Source organism: Alcaligenes sp. RM2, from assembly GCF_052931795.1.
The window spans coordinates 200,257-223,128 of sequence record NZ_JBRFIO010000003.1 but is presented as its reverse complement, the minus strand read 5'-3'; the positions used below and the strand labels follow the sequence as shown (position 1 = coordinate 223,128).

Sequence of the window (22,872 nt, the reverse complement as noted above, 5' to 3'; positions counted from 1 at the left end):
CATCCAGTCATTCTGTGGCCCAGCGCCATCGTCTTCTATCCATTTTGGAGTACACATGAAACAGCTCCCCATTTCATTAGGTGCGCTGGCGTTGGCCTGCGCGTCCACCTCTTATGCCCAATCGTCCGAAGTTTTGACCGGACTTCCCGGGTTGGCTTGTGAGGCCGTTCTATGCCTGTCCAGCAGCCTGCGGCCTGGTGAATGTGCAGCTTCGGTAAGTCACTACTTTGATATCCGGAAATACTACAAAGGCATGCTTGATTGGGAAGCGACAGTCGATGCCCGGCGCTTTTTCCTGGGTATGTGCCCCGTTTCGGCGGAACCCGGTATGTCGGCACGGATGGATGCCATCTCGCGCGGAGCAGGCAAATGCGATCCTGACTATCTCAATGCGACATATGGAAAAGACATCTACCGCTACCGCGTTGTCGGCTCGAATTATCTAGGCATCCCGGCTATTCGGGACTTGTCCCTTATCAAGACAGTCACCCTAACGAAGCTGCCCACTTACTGCCTTGCCTACAACGACCATGAGTGGACATATGACTTGAGTACCAAATATGTGGGGGACCCCAACCGAGGTGGCTATTGGGTTTCAGCTACGGACTACGATCAAGCCCAATCAAAATGGAATGCTGAACATACAGGCAGTTGGGCCAGTAATTGGCACTACTCTTCTGAGGACCCTCGTCGCAACATCGACGACTCCAGCGGCACTGGCAACAATCATTGAGAGGGTACCGTGCTTGCAGAACTCACTCTGTTGGCCGCAACTTGTGCGCCCAACATTCATGAAACGACGTTATCGGCCCTGGTACGCCATGAATCAAAGGCCCAGGTATATGCCATTGGCATAAACAAAGGTAAACGACTAGCCGAACAACCAACTGACTACGAACAAGCCGCACAAATTGCGAACGATCTCATTGATCGTGGCATTGACTTTGATGCAGGTCTTGGTCAGATCAATGTTCGGAACTGGTCTTGGCTTGGATTGACGACAGAAACAGTCTTTGACCCGTGCACTAATTTGCAAGCTGCTCAAAAAGTGCTGTCGGACTGTTATCAGCGAGCCTTACGGCAAACAGCCGATGAGCAACGAGCTCTACGTTCGGCCCTATCTTGCTACAACACAGGCAACTTCGAGCGAGGCTTCAGCAATGGATATGTTGGAAAAGTCCTGGCACAGGCTGGGGTGAAGGTTCCAGCGATCAAAGCCATCAAAAATGAAGCTGTGGTCGTAACAGCAGAACCGAAGCAGCCCCGACCTCAAAGAGCAGGGAAACCGGATGGCTTTACAGGTAACAGAGTCGCCGACGGTTTCAAGAATACCGAGAAAGAAGTTTCAGCACCGCCTGAACCAACCGAAGTCACGCCAGCAGTATTAGTGCAGCCCTCTGCCTAAATATTCCAAGCACTCTCCAGCGACAAGTGGGTCGAGGCGTTAGTGCGGTCCAAAGCCCGTCAGGCGAAGGTGGAGAGCTCAGAGAGGCAGCACCTCTTTGCTTACGGCCGCAAGTGCCGACCAACAGTTTTTATCCGCGCCCATTCGGGCAAACACATCCTTTTTCTTAACCAAAACGCCTGGTCTTTTCTGACACCAGGACAAGGAGCTATACATGTTTGTTAAGCAATACCTGACCCGTTTAGCGCAAAACCGGACCGTGCGCCATGTTTACCAGTCGGCCATTTTGGCAATGCTGACCACCAATATGGCCTACGCCCAAGCGATTGGGGGCTTGAATAAAGCAAAAACGACACTGGAAGCGCTCCGTGACGCTCTTATCATTATTTTGCCCATCGCCTGCGTGATTGCCGGTCTAGTGATTTGGGTCCTGTACTCCGCTGAGATCATGCGTAAAGAAGATGCCACACGCTGGGCTATTGGCGTTATTGGCGCAGGCTCAGTTATCGAAATCGTGGCACTGCTCTGGAGAGGTTAAGACATGGCAAACAACCCAGACAACTACGATGATGACGAAACTGAACTAAAGCCTTTTCACTATCTCGTGTTCAACGGTTTAGGTAGGAAGCCAACATTCATGGGAGTCCCCACCATGGTCTTCCTCAGCACTTTGTCCTCTGTCGCCATCTTGGCCATGTTCATCGGTCTGTACATGTGGGCCACCTTGATCTTTGTAATCCCATGGCTTGCCTGGATTACAAAATCTGACGACAAAGCCTTCGAGATCTGGGGGTTGGAGCTGAAGACACGATTCAAAAACCGCAACAAAAATTTTTGGAATGGTTCCAGCTACGCCCCAACCTCATTCTCAGCGCGCCGACCCTGGCGCCACAAATAAAGGAGTAAGTAATGAGCGCCCTGACTTTGAAGGAGCGTCCGGTATCACATTACGTACCGTACTCACACCACGTTACTGACGAAATTATTGCGGACAAAGGCAATGAGTACCTGGCGGTCATCAAGATCAGCGGACGCTCCGCCATGGCCGCCAGCCTGGAAGATCAAAATGACTGGCTTGAAGCCTTGCATAACGTCCTTCGTGGTTTGCCGCTTGGCAAGTTGGGCTTATACACGCATATCGTTGGTCGCTATGTGACTGAGTATCCAAACAGCCAATTCTCACAAGTCTTCGCCCGGCAGTTCGATGACTCCTATCGTGAAACCTTCAATGACAAAAATGCGTTGAAAGTCAACGAACTCTACCTGACCGTCTCTATCCATCCCGTAGCAGATGAATTGCTGGGCGTGATGGCATCGCTTGAAAAAGCATCTCCTGAACGTCTAAAGGCATGGCAAACCGAATCCATTGAGGATCTGAAAGGGGCTGTTCGCGCCATTCTTGCTGGGCTGCATCGCTATGACGCTGAAGTCCTGAAAATTGTGGATCGAAATGGGTATGCGTTTAGTGAGCCAGGTGAATTTTTTGGATTCTTGCTCTCTGGTGAATGGCATGCAGTGCCAGTGACGGATGGCTACCTGTGGGACAGCTTGCCGTCTGCGCGACCCGTATTCTCGCGCTATGGCGAACTAGGTGAAATCAGAACCCTTACCAGGACACGAAAATTTGGAATGCTGGAATTGTTTCGCAAGCCGGGACAAGTACGGCCTGGCCACTTGGACTCTATCTTGTCCAGCCCTTATGAGTATGTCATCACTCAATCTTGGGGCAGCTTCACTAACTCGGCCGCCAAAAAGCTCGTCAAAAAGCACAAGAAACTACTTCAGGACTCCAATGATGATGCACCGGGTCAAGTCAAGCAGTTAAAGAAAGTGATCGAAAAAATCGAGACTGGCGACCTTGGGCTTGGTGATCATCACGCAACCATGTTGATCTGGGGAGACGACGCTGATTCTCTGCGTCGCTCCATGTCCGATATGCGAGCAAGATTCGCCGATCGCGGTTTAGTTGTTAAACCACTTGAGAAAGCCCTGGAGGCTGGTTTTTGGTCGCAACTCCCAGCGAATTGGGGTTGGCGAACTCGTCCCGTGGCCATCACAAGCGAGAATTTGCTTTGCTTGAACAGCTTCCACAATCAGCTCTCAGGAAAAGCGACAGGCAACCCGTGGGGGCCTGCCGTAACGATGTTTAAGTCAGTTGTAGGTGCGCCCTTCTTCTTCAATTACCACGTATCACTTGAAGAGGTCGACGAGACTGGCCAACGCCGACCAGGTAACACCTTAATCATTGGATACACCGGGACCGGCAAAACAGTTCTACAAGGGGTATTGCTCACTCAAGCACAGAAGTTTGGTGCAACGGCGCTGATCTTGGACAAAGATGAAGGACTCCATGTACTTGTATTGGCCTTGCGTGGGCAATACTTCACCCTCCGCTTGGGTTTACCAACTGGCTGGCAGCCTTTCCAACTGGACCCAACACCCAAAAACATGGCCTTCATGCGCCAATTGGTGGCGCACCTAGCCGGACTTCGTGGTGAAACGGTCTCTACCAAGGAAGCAAAAGACATTGCGAAAGCAGTGGAAATGTTAATCCTGGAAATTGACAAAGAAGATCGAGGTATCCATACCCTTCTCCAGTATCTGCCTGACTACTACCAGGAAGAAGGACAGCAGCTTACCCTGCATAAGCGTCTCTTGCCATGGAGGCGTGACGGTGAATATGGCTGGGTCTTCGATAACCCGACAGACAGGCTAAATCTGGAAGTGCCTGAAGGACACAATCCCATTTTTGGTTTTGACCTTACTGAAATCCTTGATGACGAGCATGTTCGCGGCGCAGCGACGATGTACATACGACATCGCAGTCAGGCTCTGCATGACGGACGACGGATAATCAATTTGGTCGATGAGTGCCAACATCCTTTGAAAGACAAGCACTACCAGGACGACATGCAGGACGCGGTTAGAACCATCCGTAAAAAGAACGGCGTGCTGGCGTTCTCCACCCAGGAGCCGGAGGCCATTGCAGAAAACCCCGTCGGACCTTCGATTATCCAACAGGCCGGAACGCTCATTTTCCTTCCAAACCCACGAGCAAAGCGCGAAACCTACATGAAGGACTTTGGGCTAAGCGCTAGAGAGTTTGAGCTAGTGAAACAACTTGGAGAAAAAAGCCGTCAATTCGTCATCAAACAGGGATCCAGCGTCACGGTCGCCGAGTTGGATCTATCTACATGCCCTGAAGCTCTTTTGGTTTTTTCCGGCAGCCCCGACATGGCCACGATTGCTAAACAGGTGATTGCCGAGGTTGGCGATGACCCAGCCACATGGTTGCCTCTTTACTTTGATCGGGCCGAACGAGCTCGTAAAGGTGAGGAGCCAGTCGAACTGATTAGTCATTAACTTAATCACATAATTATTAATTCTTAGCTATTATTGCGAGGTTAATTAAATCCAATATTTATTAAGCGGAGTCCAGCGTGAATAAACGAAGATTAATATTTGCTTCCAGCCTAATTGCAATTAGCCTAATTACTGGCTGCCAAACAAAAGAAGAAAAATTCGCGGGATACTGGCTCCAAGACAGCGAAAAACGCCCTGTTTCCATGCATATCAAACCTGACGGCAGCGATTTCCTTGTAAATATCAATCAACTTAATTTCGGTCGATTTTCAAGGGATATTGAAAAAGGGGTATACAAAGGAAACGGTATTTTGACTATAGGAGAGAAAAGGCAAGTCAAATACAGTGGCGACAATGATTCATTAAGTGATATCGATGATAAAACCATCACATTCAAAAGAGTGACAGCGGATCAATACAAAGCGGCCAGCAGTCACTAGACTTAGTTGTAGTAGTCCAACCTTCCAGATCGCCCCTTTGATGGCCAGTCTTTACTGGCCATCTCTTTGCGCCGTCCTGGCGCGTCCCTGTATCCCTCGGAGCAATTATGAAAAGCATTTCTGCGCTTGCAGCAGGGCTTTGCCTTGCCTTTTCACTTGTATCACCCAGCTACTCAGCCGGTGGCATCCCTACATTGGATGTGAACTCAATCCCCCAGCTCAACGCCTTGCTGGATCAACTGGAGACGGCGCGTGCTCAGCTCCAACAGGCGCAAGCACAAGTTCAAGCACTAACCCACTCCTCGGGCTTTGGCTACGTTCTTGAAAATGCCGATGTTCGGCGAATGATGCGGGAGTCACTACCTAGCGATGCCTCTGCGCTTCTCAATCGCCTCGATGGCCAAAACTCGACGCTTTCAAGCTCTGTCAGTGCCATATCCGAAGACGTCAATGCACCAGTGAACTTCCAGCAGGACTCTAAAGCGCTTCGTGAACGATCTGTACGCATTGCGGCGACAAAAAAGGCCATGTCTGAACAGGCGTACAACGCGATGACTAAACGACTTGAGACGATTGATGGCCTTCAGGCCCAAATCAATCAGACAAGTAACCCGAAGGAAATCGCAGAGTTGCAAGCTCGCATTGCGATTGAGCAAGCGAACATTCAGGCAGACCAAACCCGTATTCAACTGGCGGAGCAACAGTTTGCTGCCGAATCGGCACTGCTGGAGGAGCGCGGCAATGTCGTCTACGGGGGCTGGTTTGGCGGCAGAAACAGACAAGCAACTCCATAACTGGAGATCATTATGGCTTTTGATGCAAACAGAATATCCGAGCCAGCCAACATTGACCGGATTGGCGAGTGGTTGATGAGGCAAGTGGATGTCGTTTTGAATACCGCTATAGCGACACCCATTGAGCAACTGGCCCGGGCCTTGGCTCCGATCATTGTCGTTGGGCTAACCCTGCAATTTTTGTTCTACAACATGGCCATTATGCGTGGCTATGGAAACATGACCGTCATTGAGCTGATGTGGAAAGCAATACGAGTGGCACTTATTGCGGGGGTCGCGACAGCCGGTGGTTTCTATCAGACCAATATTGTCGATGTCATGATCTCCTTGCCTGACGATGTTGCCGGTATCGTCGCGGGCGGCAATACCTTCTCCGACAGTATCGACACCCTTCGGGCAAGGACCGAATCAGCAGCGGCCACCATGGAGGACTCAGAAACAAACTGGTACCCAAGCAGCAAGAACATCCTGGTCAATATCTATGCAGGCTTCTTAACTGTAGTCACCGCGATAATTAGTGCCTCTGTAGCGGTGCTGATGATTGTCATCAAAGTTGGTATGGCCTTAGTGGTAGCAGCCGGGCCATTTTTCATAGCCGCATTAGCATTTGAGCGCACGGAACGGCTATTTGACAGTTGGGTGTCACAGGCTCTGAACTTTGTGATCCTGGCATTACTAGGCGCACTGATCATGTCTATTTTGCTAGAGCTAACCCTCTCGTACATAGCCATGCTCATACGGCTACTGACCGAAGGAGACACATCACTTCTTTCATTAATCGCTGGATACTTTCTCGTGGGGATTGCCACGATTGTCATCATCGTTATGTTGCCTGGCCTTGCCCAAAGTCTTTCCAGCGGCTTTGGTGCCCAGTTTGGCCTTGGCAGTGCTGGCCGCGGTGCCATGAACGCCATGCGCGCAGGTAGCTTGATTCGGAAGTTGATTCGCTAATAAGTCCTTAACCGCGCTACAGCACCACCCATTTCCTCCTCCACTCTTCCATAAAGCCCAACAGTCTGCATAGCTGGGCCAGGAGTCATTCCCGATGAAAATACAACTTGCCGCGGTGGCTTTGGCCGCCGTGATGGCTGGTTGCGCCTTTACGCCGCCAGCCCCACCACAACCAGCCGACTCGCCACGAGTCCCGGTCAATCTCACGGCCCCTTTGTCCAGCGGAGGTAGCCATGAGTAAAAAGCTCCGAACCATCGATGTCGCTGAAGAGCTGGAAAAGAGCCGAGGGCTGGAACGTGACTTGAAGACAGAACTGATTTCGAGTCGTCGTCGAGCTCATCAACTCAACATTTTTCTTGGCGTTTTGGCATTTGCTGGCGTCGTTGCCGTAGCAGGCCTAACCCCCTTGAAAGAGCCAGCAAAACCGCACATCATCCGTGTCAATGACACAACCGGTGCCATTGAACACATCACAAGCCTGGGCGACACCCCTGAAAGTTATGGTGAACGCATCGACAAGTATTTTCTGAATACCTACGTCCTTAATTGCGAAGGCTATAACTGGTACACCATCCAAGAGCAGTTTGACACCTGCGCTCTACTTTCTTCACCGCCCATACAGGCTCAATACGGCAAGCGATTTGAGGGTCCTAACGCTCCTACTGAGCGACTTGGCCAGCTTTCGAATCTGGATGTTGAAGTTCACTCGATCACGATGGGCACCAATCAAACCGCTACTGTTCGATTTAGTACCGCTCAACGGGACGTCAGCTCCGGCCGCAATGAAAAAGAGCGTCACCAGATTGCCACCGTTGCATACGAATACCTCCAGGTGCCCTTAAGCGAATCGGTTGCTCGCCGCAACCCTCTCGGCTTTCAAGTTATCCGCTACGACTTAGCCGCAGACCTTTCACGTTAAATCCCCTTGAAGGAGTACCCATGAACCGATTTGCCAAAACGGCATTTGCGGTGGCACTGGCGTGCCTGGTCGCTACGCCTGCACTCGCCCTAGATCTGCCCAAACAAGCAGGCACTGACCACCGGATACGCTACGCCAACTACGACCCTCACAATGTCACCCAGCTCGATTCCGTGATCGGTGTGGGAACAATGATCGAGTTAGAAGAAGGCGAAAACTATCTCTTTCATGTATTCGGCGACAGTGAAGCCTATGAATTTACCGAATACACCAATCATCTGTTTCTCAAGCCAGTGGTTGACCAAGCTGATACCAACTTGATCGTAGTCACTGACCGGCGGAACTATAGCTTCCGAATCGAGTACCACAACGAGCGGGAGACAAAACAGGCCCTCTATAAATTGATCATGCGCTATCCCGACAGTGAAGCGATAGAAGCACGCCAGCAGCAGCATGAACAAACCGTTCAAGCCGCATTTTCTCAGGTAGGTCTTCCAGTGAACTGGCAAGCATATTCTAAGAGTGGCGACCTTGATTTAGCCCCGATACACGCCTGGGATGACGGCCATCAAACCTGGATGCAGTTTGCACCAACCGCCGAAATCCCCGCCATTTATCGAGTCACTGAAGATGGCCAAGAAGTGCTCACGAATTACCACATGGCCGATCACAGAACGATGGTGCTACATCGCACTAGCGCACGTTGGCATATTCGGCTCGGAGGCAATGTAGTCGCAATCCATAACGCCGCATTTAGACAGACACCCACAAAGCCACATACAGGAACAGTCTCTCCCTCTGTCGAACGTGTCGTCCATGGTGTTAAACCGCTTTCCCTGCCCCCCTCTGCTGGTCCTGCCGCCACCGCCTATCCGGCTCAACCGGCTTACGATCCGCAGGCTTTTGAACTGGCCCCCGACCACATAAAACAAAAGGACGGCAAAACGCTCATGACCTTCAGCTCAAGCCGCTTGCCAATCGTCCAACCAGTCAATGAGCAGGGGCAAGCATACGCCGCAACCACCACCATTCGACCTGGGAACATATTGCTCATCGATAGCAATGCGGATGCCTGGCAAGCACAGAGCCGTGGTTTGACTCACATTTTCAAAACGGAGGAGTATTTGAAATGAGCCTCAACCAAACCAACTCACATGACGTTGATGATCGGGGGCCAAGCGACACCGGAAGTACGCGTCGCCCCTTGCCTCCGGGTGCCCGTGGCTTTCTGTGGCTCTGCCTCGTGATCGGTATCTGCATCATTGCAATCGTCATCTGGAAAATGACAGATACTCGTGCTGAAGCCCCTGTTGAGAATGCAGATCCCACCGCCAGTGGTATCAGCAACCTGCTTCGATTACCTGAGCTAAAGACGCAGCCAGCTCCTACACCTGCATCTAAGCCAGATAACTCTACGACTGATAAATCACCCCAAGAGCAAACTGGCACTATTACGCTGCCCATGATTCCCAACCTGATCAATGGTGTTGATGCTCGACGACTACGCAGTCCGTTACGCGCTCAGAGCAATGAGCAGGGGCAACAGCACACACAACAACACGTTGGAACCTCGGCAACCGCTCAGGCTGATGCCGGCCCATTAGCGAGTCAATTGCGCCCGCTAGAGCTTGCTCCCTCTGTGGCGGGGCAACTAGGGAATCGCAATTTCTTGATTACTCAAGGCACGATGATCGATTGCGTCATGCAAACTCGATTAGTCACAGCGCAGGCAGGGATGCTGACCTGCAACGCCACCCAAAACGTCATGAGTGCGAACGGGAAGGTTGTCCTGATTGACGCTGGAACCAAATTTGTTGGTTACCAAAGCGGTGGCATCGAGCAAGGGCAACCACGTGCATTTGTGACATGGCATCGCCTTGAAACACCCAGTGGCGTCATTCTTAACCTCGGCTCGCCTGGGACGGGCCCGTTGGGTGAAGCGGGCGTTGACGGAGCCATTGATCACCACTTTTGGGATCGCTTGGGCAATGCCATTTTGCTCAGTCTCCTCGGCGACTTAGGCAATTGGGCATCGAATCAAGGAAACAAGGGAGACGGAAATATCAGGTTTGATAACACCCGTGAGGGTGGCCAAGAAGTCGTTGCCAAGATTTTGGAGCACTCACTGGATATTCCCCCCACCTTGTATAAGAACCAGGGCGAACGAGTCGGAATCATGGTCGCCCGCGACTTGGACTTCAGTAAAGTTTATGACCTCAAACCCACCCATTACCGTCAATAGTGTGGACCGAGGGATTGCGGTTCGGGCAGCCTTACGGCCACTCGAACCGTATCTTAAAGACCCCACTATTTCAGAACTTGCGATTGTGCGCCCCTACTCCGTATTTGTGCGTCAGCACGGCGCCTGGCATGAGCACGAGTGCATGCCTTTGACCTTATCTAGTTTGGAGGGTCTATCGCTCTCACTGTCTGTGTATAACGGCTTGGCACCAGCTCCCATCATGTCGGTCATACTGCCTGACGGTGAACGGGGACAAATCGTACAAGCTCCAGGATGCCTAGATAACACCATTGCAATCAATATCCGAAAACACACCCAGTTAGTCAAAACACTGGATGAGCTGGAAGCAGAAGGCGCTTTCAATGAAGTTTGTGACAGCCTGGATCTACTAGACGAAAGCGGTCTAACACCGACTGATCACCTCCTGCTTCAACTGAAAAACGAAGGTCAGATTGCACGTTTTCTACATGAGGCAGTTCAGGCTCGCCGCAACATCATCGTTGCTGGCAAGACAGGCTCTGGGAAAACAACCTTTGCCCGCTCCTTAATAGAACGTGTGCCACTAGAGGAACGCATCATCACGATTGAGGATGTCCATGAATTAATCCTCCCCAACCACAAGAACTTGGTACATATGCTCTATGGCGGTAGCCACGGCCGTGTGACAGCGACAGACTGTGTTGCGGCATGTATGCGCCTGTCACCTGACAGGATATTCCTTGCAGAATTACGTGGCGGTGAAGCCTGGGAGTATTTAGTTGCTCTCAATACGGGGCACCCTGGATCTATTTCAACGACACACGCAAATAGCTCACTGGACACCTACGACCGCTTGGCCTCATTGATCAAGCAATCGCCGACCGGCGGCCAGTTAGATCTGGCGACCATACAGGCTTTCCTGCGAAATACAGTCGATATCGTCCTGTTTTTTGATCGTTTCAAACTACGTGAGATTTTCTATCAACCACGCCGTCGAGACCTGAGCCCCTGATTGGAGGAAATCGATATGAATGAACCCTATGAAGGCATTGGCTTCGCCGTCTATTCCTACAACTTGATGGCCGATGTCTACAACGACGGCCGAGCAGAACGAAAGGACCTGGAGCAAATCGCCTCCGACATTGATGCCAGCTACCCGTGGGATGAGCGGTACGGTTGGCGCTACAAAGCATGGCTACGTGCCCGACGAGAGTTCTTTGAGGAACATGGGCTGCCAGGTCTTCAACCGCGTCGTAGTCTCAAACTGGGCAACGAACTTTCGGTTTATCGCTGAACGTCTGTACCAGTCCCTCCGCAACGATTAACCGCTACGCACGCTCTACGTGCATGAAGCGGTTTTTTTATTGAACGGCACAGGGACGCATATCCAAGCTGCAGCACCCCTGTGCCCATGCTATTTGGATTGCCATGCCTTCGCAAAATCATCATTCCGCTGCCCGCTTGAAGGATGCTCTTAGCCGTCTGGCTAAGACAGCCAGCACACGAACAGCTACTCAGTACACACAGGACGAACAGGGGCCCCTACAACTGGAAAAACCGACGTTCAAACGTATCTACTTACCGGGTATCGGCGAAAATATACGAGCAATGCCCAACTACATTGCACGCAGCGGCATCTTCGCACCGATAGCTCGCGGCCACCGCACTATGCACGATGATGCTATGTTCCTGCGCAATGAGCGAGTTGTCATCAAAGGTTCGGGCAAACAGCTAGGAGAGGGCCATGCCGACATCTGGATGCACGCCATGTACCTGCAAATGACTTGCCCCGCTGGTCAGCGCCCCATAGTGAACCGAGCTGATTTTTTACGTGCGCTAGGTCGTCCTGTAGGCGGTAGTCAATATGAATGGCTCCATAACGCCATAAAAGACTTGGCCAGATTTACCCTGTCAATCGAGGCCAGTCGATCGAACGGGACTCTTAAATATAGCTTCGGCAACCATCCTTCAAGCCGCCTCTTGGCCATGATCGGCGGCTTTGATTATGACGATGAAGACAGTGAGTACACACTGTATGTAGACCCTCGCTGGGCACAGATTTTCGGCAACCGCGAATTCACATTGATTGACTGGTCTACGCGGCAATGCATGCGTCACGAGCTATCTAAAAGCCTCCAGCGATTGATTGGTACGTCAAAGGATGAAGAGCAACGCTACAGCCTACAAATCCTTAAAGAACGCGCTCAATACAAAGGACGCTTACGCGACTTTCGCCCAGCACTAGAACGAGCCATCGATGAACTAGCAGAACTTGGCTTAATCCTTGCCCCTCGCATCGAAACGAGTCGACGCGGGGTCGAGCAAGCTGTTTGGTATCGCGTCAGCGACAAACCCCATCAAGCCTAAAAAACGTCACTGATTAGCCGACTTACATCGGCATAGCGTCGCGCCAGTTGGTCATGAAATGACCGGATTTGCCATGTGGATAACTTGCTCCAAGCATCGGCATAGCATCGCGCCTCATCGGCATAGCGTCGCGCTTTATCGGCATAGCATCGCGTTTTGTCGGCATAGCATCGCGGTTACATTTCCAAAACCCTTTATGCATGCGGGTTTCAGAGCCTCTGTTACACCTCTACCTTCTTCTACCTATCTTCTACCATATAGGGCTGTGGATAACTCACTTGCTCCACCTTATTTAAGTTACATTTCAGAAACAATCTCCCAGCGCAACATTTCGCACCTTCGGGCGTAGTGCATGTGAACGACATGCGTATCACGTCAGTCCCCCACGCTAATCGCATGGGGGAAAAGTAGCCCCCAAAAGAACATTGGTCCCCACCCTGTCGGGCGGGGATGAGTGTCCCCCTTGGCCGCGGAACCCCTGCCGGGTTCCCTGTCCAGTCCTCCCAAGGTCGGACTGCGGCCTCGACCCTTCCCCAGGGGCCCTGCCCCCCACGCCCGTCACCGGGCGCGGCTCCCCCTGCGCGGCCTGCCGCGCTTCTATCTTCAACGTGGAAAGTGGCATTTGCTTTCCAGCACAACCAGGAACCCTACCCATGCAACTTGACCAATTCGTCGAGCAATTTCGTCGCGCATTGGCCGATGCTGACCCACGCTCAACCAAAACAGCCCGCATACGCCTGCTGTTGCCCATCATCGAACGGCGGCTGGCAAATGGTTCGTCATATGCCGCGATTATCGAAGATCTCGACTCAGTCGGGATATCCGTTTCGCGATCGGTCTTTGCCAGAACAATCTGGCGAATACGACGTGCAAAGAATGCCGCCTCAGCGCAAGCATATGCATCCGCTTCGGCACCACTCCCCCTCGTCGCAATAGGGGCACAAGCCTCATCACCGCCACCAGACTCACCCGCCGTTCAAGGCCGTCCTAGTTCCATCGAATCACCCGCTGACTTGCGCAAATTCCGCGAGATGAACATTGATCTGGATGCACTGCGCGAAGAAGGCCGCGCTATGCGAGCCGGGTCTAAATCCTCTTAACCCCAGCTTTGATTCACCCTCACAACCTGAAGGAAAACTCTCATGAAAATCGCTGTTCTGAACTACACCGGCTCGGTCGGTAAAACCGTCGTTGCGTCGCACCTGCTAGCCCCACGCTTGAATCATGCCCAGATTTTCGCTATCGAATCGACCAATGAAACAGCGGGCGATCTGGGGCTGGATGTAGACCAATTGCGCGGGATGCAGTTTGGGAAATTGTTCCGTGATTTGCTCACGCTGAACGACGCCATCGTGGACGTTGGGGCATCGAACATCGAGGAGTTTTTGGCGCATATGTCGCGCTACGACTTGTCTCACGAAGAAATTGATCAGTTCGTTCTACCGGTTGTCCCAACAGGCAAAGCACAGCGAGAAACCATCAAAACCGTTGCCGCCTTGAGCGGCCTGGGCGTGCCTGCACATCGAATTCGAGTGCTGTTCAACCGTGTAGAAAGCGATGTGGATGAAGAGTTTCTAGCGCTGCTGACCTACGCCAAGAAGACTGGCGAATTCATCGCCAATCCAAACGCTGTCATTTTCGAGAATGAGGTGTTCGAGCTACTGGCCGATAAACGCATCACCATCGCATCGATACTGGCCGATCAGACTGACTATCGTCAGCAATTGCGTGAGGCGGACCCCAAAGACCGCAAACGCATCTCACACCTGTCGGACATGCATGCATTAAAAGCGTTAGCCCGCCCAGTAGATCGTCAACTTCATCGTGCCTTCCAGGCCTTATTCGAGGAGCTGCTGCCCGCCACCAACGGGGCTTCGTATGAGTGAAGAAAAAACCGCACGGACCAAGCTGGATCTGTTGTTTCAGGAAACCTTGGGGGATGTGGCTGGACTGATCGAACGCACAGAACGCGTCAACGACAAACTGCGCGACACCGCCACCGCGCTACTGGCCGGTATTGAAGTCTTTTCCGCCGCCAATGCACAGCTACAGGCCTTGCCCGAAGATCTGGCCAACACTCTGGGAGCCGTGCTTGATCGCGCCAGCATGGATCTGACCGATCAAGTAGTGCATAACGTGCTAGGCAGCCTTTCACCTATTCGCGCTGAGTTGAAACTGATCAGTGCGGACACCTCTCGATACGCGAGATTTGCACATATCTCAGCACGCAAGATAGCCATCCTAGCGTTGGTAGTCGGGGCGATTGCTGGGGTAGGCGCCAGCACCCTCTTTTTGCACTTTCTTACTTCATAGACGCGGCTGCATGCCTTTGCCTTGGGGCTCAGCCCCTGGGCATATCTTTTCAAGGGTTCTTTATGTCACCGATTACAAGACGACGTTTGTCTGTCCTGATGATTGTCGCGTTCCCACTTCTGGCATGGATAACGGCTGCAAGCCTAGCCAGCGGGGTGGCGGTCAATCGGTGGGACGCACGCACCACCTGGCATCTACTGATGGCAACAGTTCAACACCCAGTCCTCTATATTCCCCCTGCCATTGGGTTCGCCTTATCACTGGTTGCCATTATTGCGTTAAGCAGAATGTTTAAACGCACGGCCGGTTTTGAAGGCGACCGATTCACACGACATATCCGGGGAACAAAAGTCGTCCCTATCGCCAAGCTCCGTTCGCAATGTACAGACCGAGTACACCGACAGGTAGATGTGGCCTCTGTACCGATGCCTGTCAAAGTTGAAAACCTTCATTCCCTGATCGGTGGAGCAACTGGGAGTGGTAAATCCGTGGTGCTTCGCAGAATGGCCAAGTCCGTGCAAAAACGTCGGGACCGAATGTTTGTGATTGACCCCGATGGCGATTTGCTCAGCAAGTTTTGGAAGCCGGGCGACATCATCCTCAATCCATACGATGCTCGTTCACCAGGCTGGGCGTTCTTCAATGAAATTCGGGCGGAATACGACTGGAAACGCCTGTCCCACTCAATGGTGCCGATGAGCCAGGACAAGAGCGCAGAAGAATGGAACGATTACGGACGTTTGTTGCTGCGCGAGACCGCCAAGAAGCTCTACACCGTCACACCTGACAAAGCACACATCGATGAGCTATTTCGGCTATGTACGATTGAGGACCCAGCCAAGCTCAAGGACTACCTGGAAGGCACATTGGCTGAATCGCTGTTTGTAGGTTCATCTGAGGCCAGTAAAGCTCTTTCAAGTGCTCGCTTTGTCCTGTCGAACAAGCTGTCCGAGCACACCAGTATGAAATCCGGCGCATTCTCTATTCGTGACTGGATTGACGATCCCAACGGTGGGGATTTGTTCATCAACTGGCGCGAAGACATGGTGACCGCGATGAAGCCATTAGTCTCGTCTTGGGCGGACGTGTTCATTACGGCGGTTCTGTCCTTGCCCGAAGATGCAAAACGGCGCTGGTGGTTGTTCATTGACGAGTTGGCCAGCCTGGACGCCCTGCCCTCATTGGAAGATGGACTGACCAAGGGCCGTAAAAAAGGCCTGCGTATCGTAGCTGGCCTGCAAAGCACGTCCCAACTGGACTACATCTACGGCGAGAAGAAGGCTCAAACGATTCGCGCCAGTTTTCGTAACTTGCTGGTTCTGGGCGGATCTCGCACTGACCATGAAACCGCTGAGGATCTGAGCAAAAGCCTAGGCGAACATGAGGTAGAGCGTCATAAATACAGCGTCTCTCGCTCCGTCGGTGATCGCAATACCAATGATCAAAATACGCCAGTCACAGAACGCGTGGTAACCGCCGCGCAGATTCAAGCCTTTGATGATTTAACCGGCTATGTCGCCTTCGCCGGTAAGTACCCGATCTCACGGTTCAAGTTGCAGTTTCAACCCTTTGCTCAAGTGATCGAGCCGTTCATTGAGTCGAACCAACTCAAACGCATTCCCCGCTCAACACAAAGCATGGCTGAAGCGTAGCGACAGCCTGCTCTCGTCTTGCCAGTAGGAACACAACATGATTACTAAAGAGGTTTTACACCGCTCTGGGGCAGCCAAGCATTCACACTACTATGGTGACCAGGCCGATGACTACTACAGCCGTGATGGCCAGGCCGCCCTTTGGCAAGGCCAAGGAGCCCAGATGCTTGGCGCATCAGGCGCGGTCGATACCCAGCGCTTTCATGCCATGTTGCGCGGCAAGTTCGGCCGTGGCGTGAATGCTGGCAACAGCATCCGTCACGACTCACAGGCCCGCTCTGGCCTAGACCTGACGATCTCAGCACCCAAAAGCGTCTCGCTGCAAGCCTTGATCGGTGGCGATGAGCGCATCATCACTGCCCATGACCGCGCTGTTGAGCGTGCATTGGCCTATGCAGAGCAGCATTTTTCGCAGTCACGCCAAACCATCCGTGGTAAATCACAGGTGGAAAATACCGGCAATCTGATCATTAGCAAATTTCGTCATGAAACGGCCAGAGCCACGGATAACTCCCCACCGGACCCGCAGCTTCACACCCATGCCGTCATCATGAATCTGACCCAGCGCCAGGATGGTAGTTGGGCAGCGCTGAACAACGATTTACTGGTTCAATCCCGTCCGCTCCTGGACTCGATTTACATGGCTGAATTAGCCAAAGAGCTAACTGCCATCGGCTACGATCTGCGCTTTGAAAAGAACCATATTGAGCTGGCGCATATCACGCGTGACCAGATCGAGCACTTTAGTAAACGCAGTGCGCAAATGAACCAGCGTCTGACCGATGTGGGCATGGACAGTCCCACCGCCTCTCATGCGCAACGCCAAATGGCTGTGCTAGCCACACGTCAGCCTAAAACACAGGAGTTCACCCGCGATCAGCTACAAGCTGACTGGACGGCGCAGTCAAAGGACATTGGGATCGACTTCCAAAGTAAACTGCACGCCTCCAAAGAACGCGCCAAAGATCTGGCCAGTCTTACACGCCACTCACCTGAGCCCGAGGCGCGTCAGCGCATTGCCGATAGCGCCATGATCTGGGCCATCAAGCACCTGGCTGAACGCGAAACAGTCATGAGCCAATCTGCATTGTTCAGTCATGCGCTGCGCCATGGGGAAGGAGCCGTCAGCGCAGAGCAACTACGCCAGTCTCTAAGCCGCCTGGTTGCGCGAAACGAGCTGGTGGCCAGGGCCTTCCATTACCGTAGTAGCTCTAACCACAAAGCTAAACCGCGCACCCGTCAGGCTTGGGCGCAGGAGCTGGTCCAATTACGAGGGATCACTCAAGAAATAGCCCTGCAGCAAGTTGATAAAGCCATTGATGTCGGTCGGCTAACACCCACCGAACCACTCTTTGCGACTCAGACGGCATTGCGCAGTGAACGCGATGTCGTATCCATGATGAACGCGGGACACGACAAAGTTGCACCGGTGCTAGCACGTGATCAATTGCAAGCGGAGTTAACCGACACCACCCTCACACCTGGTCAGTGCAGTGCCATCGAACTGATGCTATCAGGCCAAGATCAGGTGGTGGGCGTACAAGGATTGGCCGGTACGGGCAAATCATTCGCACTGCAAGAAACCAAAGCGTTGTTAGAGGCACGAGGATATCGCATGATCGCCCTTGCCCCCTACGGTTCGCAGGTCGCCAATCTGCGCCAGGACGGCATTGAAGCCAATACGGTCGCCTCAATGACAACGGCTACCGAGACCGAGCGCCTAGACAGCAAGTTAGGCGAAAAAACGGTCGTCGTCATTGACGAAGCCGGGGTCATTCCGGTCCGCGAGATGCAAAAATTGCTTCACCGCTTACAGCCCAGCGGCGCTCGCATCGTGTTGCTCGGGGACACTGGACAAACCAAAGCAGTCGAGGCCGGTCGGGCGTTTGCACTGCTGCAAGAACAAGGCATGAAAACCGCCCTCATGGGTGATATTCAGCGCCAGAAAAGCGACACGCTTAAACAAGCGGTCGAACTGGCCGCCGTTGGCAAAGCCAGTGCATCACTCAAGGTTCTGGAAGATCATGTCGTACAGATTGACGATCGCATCACAAAATGGGATGACGGCACCCAAATACGTGACAGCAGCCCACGCTATGAAGCGATCGCACGCAAGTACGTCAACCTGTCCGATACCGCGCAAGCCAATACGCTCATTGTCACTGGTACCAACCACTCTCGCCAGGCCTTGAATCAACGAGTACATGAGCTGCGGGGTCTGAATGACAAAGGACGGCCATATCGCCTACTCACCCGACACGACACAACGCGAGCCGAGCGTCGCTGCGCCAAGTATTACACGGTCGGTGATATCGTCCAGCCCGAGCGTGATTACAAGAACGGGATGAAACGTGGCCAACTCTATGAGGTCGTCGAATGCAACCGCGCTACCGATAGGCTGATCGTTTTACCCCTGCGCCCCGGTCCTGGCCAGGAAGCCCAGCCCATTGAAGTCATCCCCAAAACGATGAGTACCTTATCGGTCTATCACCAGCACACCGCTGAAGTGTCCGTGGGGGACATGGTTCGGGTAACCCGCAACAATGCCGAGCTCGATCTGGCCAATGGTGAGCGCTATGAGGTGCTCGGTATCGCCAAGGACTCGGTGACCATTTCGGCCAATGGCCGGGCTGTCACCTTGTCCGCTGACCAGCCCTTGCACCTGGATCATGCCTACGCAACGACTGCCCACAGTGCCCAGGGACTGACCTGCGATCGCGTGCTCTACAACGCGGAAAGTTTTTCGCGCACAACAGCCCAGGACACCTATTACGTGAGTATTTCGCGTGAACGGCATGAGGTCACCGTCTTCACGGATAACGCCACATTGCTCCCCAAGGCGGTCAATAGAAAGGCTTACAAAGGACTAGCTCACGACTTGCTGGCAACCCGCAACAAGGCCAAACCGCACGAAATGGCCCACGCCAAACCCGAGCAACAACATGCCGAACTGGAGATTTGATAATTTGGCGATCAATTGGTAATTGGTTGGTAATCAATTGTTCATCAATTAACGTTTTATTGGTAATTGATTGGTAATTTCCTGTCTATGGTTTGGTGTCTATTTGGTAATTATTGGGTATTTGGCTAGTTTTAACCCATGTCTACAGACTCAAATGCCACAAGCGTGCCCCATAGAAATGCTGTGTTTACTGGCTTTTAGATGATTCTGTTGCTCTATTTGTTCCACACCGTCTAAAGTCGCCAACCTTCTGAAAGCACGCATTCATGCGGCTTTCGGCACCCCGGCAGGGGTGCGTCCTGTGTGAGACCTTAAGGGCCACAAAGAGCGCAAGCTCGTTGCGGGACTTTTGGTCTCTTGCCTGGTCCTCAGACCAGGCAGCGTCACCATGGTGGGGCCCCGGCAACGCCGGGGAAACTCACGCTATCCAACCAACTCCAATTTAGCCGCTGCTGCTAGACAGCGCGGCCAGATTGTCACGCCTTCATCGCTCTGACGAAGGCCTCACCATGCAGTGCATAAAACTGCGCGTAATAGGAGATTCACGACGATGGAAAAGAAACTCAACGATGGGGATGACGGCACCAAACGCAAATCAATAGATGATCACGAGCGGCGGCGCCAAGCCGAAAAGTCACACACGGTTGAACAGCAAAGGCGAACCAAAACCATGGACGGACCCCGATTAATTCGTGATGTGATGATCAAACTGGGACTCCAGCGGCAACCGGCTGAGCGTGAGCACATCAATACGAAGATTTTTGAGGCCAGTGTGTCATTAGAAAAATTGACGTCAGCCGACCACGTAAGAGAGGAACAGCGAAATTTTGAGTCTCCAATACCTGAGCATCAATTTGCGCATAAAGAGGCGGAGGGATTTCAAGCCTATGACCGTGGTTATGCAGTAGGCTCGAAGGCTCAGGAATTGACCGATGCAGAGCTAAAAAATCCAGACGTACTTGAAGGTTACATCAAAGGACTGGAAGATCATCGAACAGACCTGTACATCGGCAAAGACATCGAGAATGCCCAAGTGCCACAGACGGATTTTGAGAAGGTCAACCAGCTATTAACACCCGCTTATGAGGAGAGACTACATAAAATGGATAAACAAGGTCTTGAAGTGAACTGGGAAGGTCCACAATTAGACCGCTAAACACTTGCTGCCGACAAGAAACAACAAAGGCCACCCAAAGGTGGTCTTTGTTGCATATAAAAACCATACTGAAATGATCTACAAAGCAAATTTAGAAATTGCGATTTAATCCCACAGAATGTGTCAGAGAATGAATGTCGCAGTTCAATCGGTTAAATCCAAGACCCAAATCGATCACTCGTGGTAAGCGTTTGGTATGATTTAATCATAGCCATGCTCACCCCGATCCAGTCCTCCAAAATCGGACTAAAAATGAAATCTATTGGTGCAGACAACTATGACATCAACGCTTCAGTCCAAGCCCCCCAACAAGCTCTCAACGGAAGAAATCAATGAGTTCCAACTAGCTGTTCTCGAGGGCGATGAAGTTAATCCCCACGGACTCCAAGATCGGATAATGCTAGCGAGGTCAATTGTTTTCTTGCGCGAGGTCAAGGTCTTAGCAGCTATCGCCGCGCTGAAATCACCAGTGCCTGCCTACCGAGAGCGTATTGCAGGGTACGCGGAGATTAAATTAGCGGAGGCGCGTTATCCGTTCGAGCTAGGGTGGGTCTTCGTCTATCCGTTCGCTCGGAACCGACGCTATTCCCATGTTGTGGCTAGCGAAGCATTAAAACAGAGTGAGGGGAAAGGCGTATTCGCCACAGCCAGAGCAGACAACGTTGCGATGCATACAACTCTCAATCGCCTGGGCTTTGAGGTGGCTGGGACGCCCTATCCTTCCCGCCGAGGAGGGCAAAAACTCCGATTATTCTTACGCAAGGGACAGGACACTTAAAAGGCCAAGTCCACTGAGTCAGCCAACTTTGCCGACCCATCGAGCTTGTTGGCAACTTGAAATCAGACGCAATAATGAAAACTGTGGCAATCTGCCCCGACGACGAACGAACTACTGGAGTGAGCATGCCAGGAGGCTGGAACAATCGCTATGTATCCTTCATGGATTCCGATAATGACCTGTGTCTACCTGTTGTCCAGAAAGAGAAATTGAACTGGATTCTTGCCGAGACTACTCGAGTCGCTGAAAGCATAGTGGGCAAAGGGGCCCAACCGAAGTTCTATTTCGACCTGGAACAGCTCCAAGTGGTGGATTATGCTAATTTCACAAAAAACCCATTGCAGCAGAAGGCCATCAGGAGCCTGCAAAAAAGCGCGCCGGTTCCTGCTGCCGAAATGGCGTACCTAGCCCTTCGATCACTAATTGGATTAAGCTGGGATGACGCAGAATCTGAAGAGGGTGTCCAACGAGCAGGAACTTTCGAGTACGCCCTAGAGGTCGTCCTAACTCAGGTCGCCCAGTCTCAGGGGGAAGACCTTGAGTCACCCAATGCATTGTTGCCCTACTGGGGTCGCCTTGGATTTCTCCGTGTCATGGCGACAATCCCTGATGAGCAAATAGATGCCCACTCGCTGGACAATTTTGCTTGCGTACTTCTGAAGGACCCTGCCTTCAACGCCCGCTCCTATCGGTATGACACCCATGGCCTGATCGGACTGAACTATGCGCTGGAGCCAATTCTAAAATGCCTCAATCGCATGTTGCTTCACTTCTTTCACACTCAGCACTTGGCAGGGCCTCGTCGACTAGAGCGTGTTTGGGCGAGTCTATTGCCTGTCGCAATATACTTTCAGTCGATCTCTGCGGTACCGGTCCGTAGCCTCGCACGTTACCATGTACTATTAGACTCAGACATAGCGCGCTACTCTCATACAATCACGGCAAGCCAAGTTGACTTCATTATTCGTCATGAATTAGGGCACTTGGCACTTGATCACGGGCGTCGGATGCAAGCTACTTCAAACAAGGATGAGCCGCCAGGCTTGCGAAATGAATTCGAGTTTGCCGCCGACGCGTTTGCACAGCAGGCTCTACGGTCAGCCCTCTATAACCGTCTTCGATTCAACTTTGAAATGGAGGAACCGGCCGGTGAGACAGCTCCAACCCAAGGAGTCATCGAACTATTACATGAATTCCAGGCCGAATCTAACGGAGTTCGCTTACTGTTCATTTATATGGATGTCATCGAAGAGATCGGAAAACTGCTAACCCAACGTTTGAACCGTACTGGCCACACTTCATCAATACGTCCCAATACCCATCCTAGCGCTCGTGAGCGTCTCAATCGCCTCGATTTGTTCCAAGCCTCTGAATACCCAATAACCTCGAAGCTAATTCGCTATGCAGAAGACCTGTTCGCACAAGCCATAAAGTACGGTGAAGCACTCGATGATGCAGCTTTCGCAGCAGCGATACGAACAGCAACAGCCAATCCAGATTAGCCCTTACTTGAGAATACGTTCAAGAAACTCTAGTCAACCACGACAGAA

23 protein-coding genes are annotated in these 22,872 nt (G+C 52.2%); all 23 read left to right on the top strand.

All coding sequences use genetic code 11. From position 1 onward, the window contains the following. Positions 1 to 55: 55 nt before the first annotated feature. The 23 genes from ACU6HM_RS12695 to ACU6HM_RS12585 all read left to right on the top strand — a co-directional run bounded on the left by ACU6HM_RS12695 (position 56) and on the right by ACU6HM_RS12585 (position 22,824). Positions 56 to 733 carry a TrbM/KikA/MpfK family conjugal transfer protein gene (locus ACU6HM_RS12695; RefSeq protein WP_446763896.1) on the top strand — a complete coding sequence of 226 codons (678 nt, stop codon included), beginning with the start codon at positions 56 to 58 and terminating at the stop codon, positions 731 to 733. 9 nt (positions 734 to 742) lie between these two features. Then, positions 743 to 1,405 carry a lytic transglycosylase domain-containing protein gene (locus tag ACU6HM_RS12690; protein WP_446763895.1) on the top strand — a complete coding sequence of 221 codons (663 nt, stop codon included), beginning with the start codon at positions 743 to 745 and terminating at the stop codon, positions 1,403 to 1,405. A 214-nt stretch (positions 1,406 to 1,619) separates the two neighbouring features. Next, a complete protein-coding gene (locus ACU6HM_RS12685) occupies positions 1,620 to 1,943 on the top strand; it encodes a conjugal transfer protein (RefSeq protein ID WP_446763894.1) in 324 nt (107 codons plus the stop codon). Positions 1,944 to 1,946: 3 nt separating this feature from the next. Further along, on the top strand, positions 1,947 to 2,303 hold the full coding sequence (locus ACU6HM_RS12680; protein ID WP_446763893.1) for a type IV secretion system protein VirB3: 357 nt from the start codon (positions 1,947 to 1,949) through the stop codon (positions 2,301 to 2,303). Positions 2,304 to 2,314: 11 nt separating this feature from the next. After that, positions 2,315 to 4,768: a VirB4 family type IV secretion/conjugal transfer ATPase gene (locus tag ACU6HM_RS12675; protein WP_446763892.1), complete on the top strand. Its 2,454-nt coding sequence runs from the start codon at positions 2,315 to 2,317 to the stop codon at positions 4,766 to 4,768. A 77-nt stretch (positions 4,769 to 4,845) separates the two neighbouring features. Beyond that, positions 4,846 to 5,208 (top strand): hypothetical protein, encoded by a 363-nt coding sequence (locus tag ACU6HM_RS12670; protein ID WP_446763891.1) that lies wholly within the window; start codon positions 4,846 to 4,848, stop codon positions 5,206 to 5,208. Between the two features lie 107 nt (positions 5,209 to 5,315). Further along, positions 5,316 to 6,002, top strand: coding sequence for a type IV secretion system protein (locus ACU6HM_RS12665; protein ID WP_446763890.1), 687 nt, complete (start codon positions 5,316 to 5,318; stop codon positions 6,000 to 6,002). A 12-nt stretch (positions 6,003 to 6,014) separates the two neighbouring features. Next, the gene (locus ACU6HM_RS12660) at positions 6,015 to 6,953 is read left to right on the top strand and encodes a type IV secretion system protein (protein WP_260466875.1); all 939 of its coding nucleotides are present in this window, start codon (positions 6,015 to 6,017) and stop codon (positions 6,951 to 6,953) included. Positions 6,954 to 7,047: 94 nt separating this feature from the next. After that, positions 7,048 to 7,194: a conjugal transfer protein gene (locus ACU6HM_RS12655; RefSeq protein ID WP_094197160.1), complete on the top strand. Its 147-nt coding sequence runs from the start codon at positions 7,048 to 7,050 to the stop codon at positions 7,192 to 7,194. Then, the gene (locus ACU6HM_RS12650) at positions 7,187 to 7,873 is read left to right on the top strand and encodes a virB8 family protein (protein WP_094197161.1); all 687 of its coding nucleotides are present in this window, start codon (positions 7,187 to 7,189) and stop codon (positions 7,871 to 7,873) included. The genes ACU6HM_RS12655 and ACU6HM_RS12650 overlap by 8 nt, the downstream gene beginning before the upstream one ends. Before the next feature lie 20 nt (positions 7,874 to 7,893). Next, complete coding sequence (locus ACU6HM_RS12645) at positions 7,894 to 9,006, top strand: TrbG/VirB9 family P-type conjugative transfer protein (protein ID WP_446763889.1); 1,113 nt, start codon at positions 7,894 to 7,896, stop codon at positions 9,004 to 9,006. Further along, positions 9,003 to 10,115 (top strand): type IV secretion system protein VirB10, encoded by a 1,113-nt coding sequence (virB10, locus tag ACU6HM_RS12640; protein ID WP_446763888.1) that lies wholly within the window; start codon positions 9,003 to 9,005, stop codon positions 10,113 to 10,115. Before ACU6HM_RS12645 ends, virB10 begins: the two co-directional genes overlap by 4 nt. Continuing rightward, a complete protein-coding gene (gene virB11, locus ACU6HM_RS12635; RefSeq protein WP_446763887.1) occupies positions 10,084 to 11,106 on the top strand; it encodes a P-type DNA transfer ATPase VirB11 in 1,023 nt (340 codons plus the stop codon). The genes virB10 and virB11 overlap by 32 nt, the downstream gene beginning before the upstream one ends. A 15-nt stretch (positions 11,107 to 11,121) precedes the next feature. After that, positions 11,122 to 11,388: a hypothetical protein gene (locus tag ACU6HM_RS12630; protein WP_446763886.1), complete on the top strand. Its 267-nt coding sequence runs from the start codon at positions 11,122 to 11,124 to the stop codon at positions 11,386 to 11,388. Between the two features lie 134 nt (positions 11,389 to 11,522). Further along, a complete protein-coding gene (locus tag ACU6HM_RS12625) occupies positions 11,523 to 12,461 on the top strand; it encodes a TrfA (RefSeq protein ID WP_446763885.1) in 939 nt (312 codons plus the stop codon). Positions 12,462 to 13,114: 653 nt separating this feature from the next. Then, positions 13,115 to 13,561 (top strand): hypothetical protein, encoded by a 447-nt coding sequence (locus tag ACU6HM_RS12620; protein ID WP_446763884.1) that lies wholly within the window; start codon positions 13,115 to 13,117, stop codon positions 13,559 to 13,561. A 42-nt stretch (positions 13,562 to 13,603) separates the two neighbouring features. Then, the gene (stbB, locus tag ACU6HM_RS12615) at positions 13,604 to 14,347 is read left to right on the top strand and encodes a StbB family protein (protein ID WP_446763883.1); all 744 of its coding nucleotides are present in this window, start codon (positions 13,604 to 13,606) and stop codon (positions 14,345 to 14,347) included. Then, entirely contained in the window at positions 14,340 to 14,774 is a 435-nt protein-coding gene (locus tag ACU6HM_RS12610) for a hypothetical protein (protein ID WP_446763882.1), read from the top strand. Before stbB ends, ACU6HM_RS12610 begins: the two co-directional genes overlap by 8 nt. Positions 14,775 to 14,836: 62 nt before the next feature. Next, positions 14,837 to 16,426 (top strand): helicase HerA-like domain-containing protein, encoded by a 1,590-nt coding sequence (locus tag ACU6HM_RS12605; protein ID WP_446763881.1) that lies wholly within the window; start codon positions 14,837 to 14,839, stop codon positions 16,424 to 16,426. A gap of 37 nt (positions 16,427 to 16,463) precedes the next feature. Continuing rightward, a complete protein-coding gene (gene mobF / locus ACU6HM_RS12600) occupies positions 16,464 to 19,388 on the top strand; it encodes a MobF family relaxase (protein ID WP_446763880.1) in 2,925 nt (974 codons plus the stop codon). Between the two features lie 550 nt (positions 19,389 to 19,938). Continuing rightward, positions 19,939 to 20,544 (top strand): hypothetical protein, encoded by a 606-nt coding sequence (locus tag ACU6HM_RS12595; RefSeq protein WP_446763879.1) that lies wholly within the window; start codon positions 19,939 to 19,941, stop codon positions 20,542 to 20,544. Between the two features lie 277 nt (positions 20,545 to 20,821). Beyond that, a complete protein-coding gene (locus ACU6HM_RS12590) occupies positions 20,822 to 21,322 on the top strand; it encodes a hypothetical protein (RefSeq protein ID WP_446763878.1) in 501 nt (166 codons plus the stop codon). A 161-nt stretch (positions 21,323 to 21,483) separates the two neighbouring features. After that, on the top strand, positions 21,484 to 22,824 hold the full coding sequence (locus ACU6HM_RS12585; RefSeq protein ID WP_446763877.1) for a hypothetical protein: 1,341 nt from the start codon (positions 21,484 to 21,486) through the stop codon (positions 22,822 to 22,824). The last annotated feature ends 48 nt before the right edge of the window (positions 22,825 to 22,872 follow it).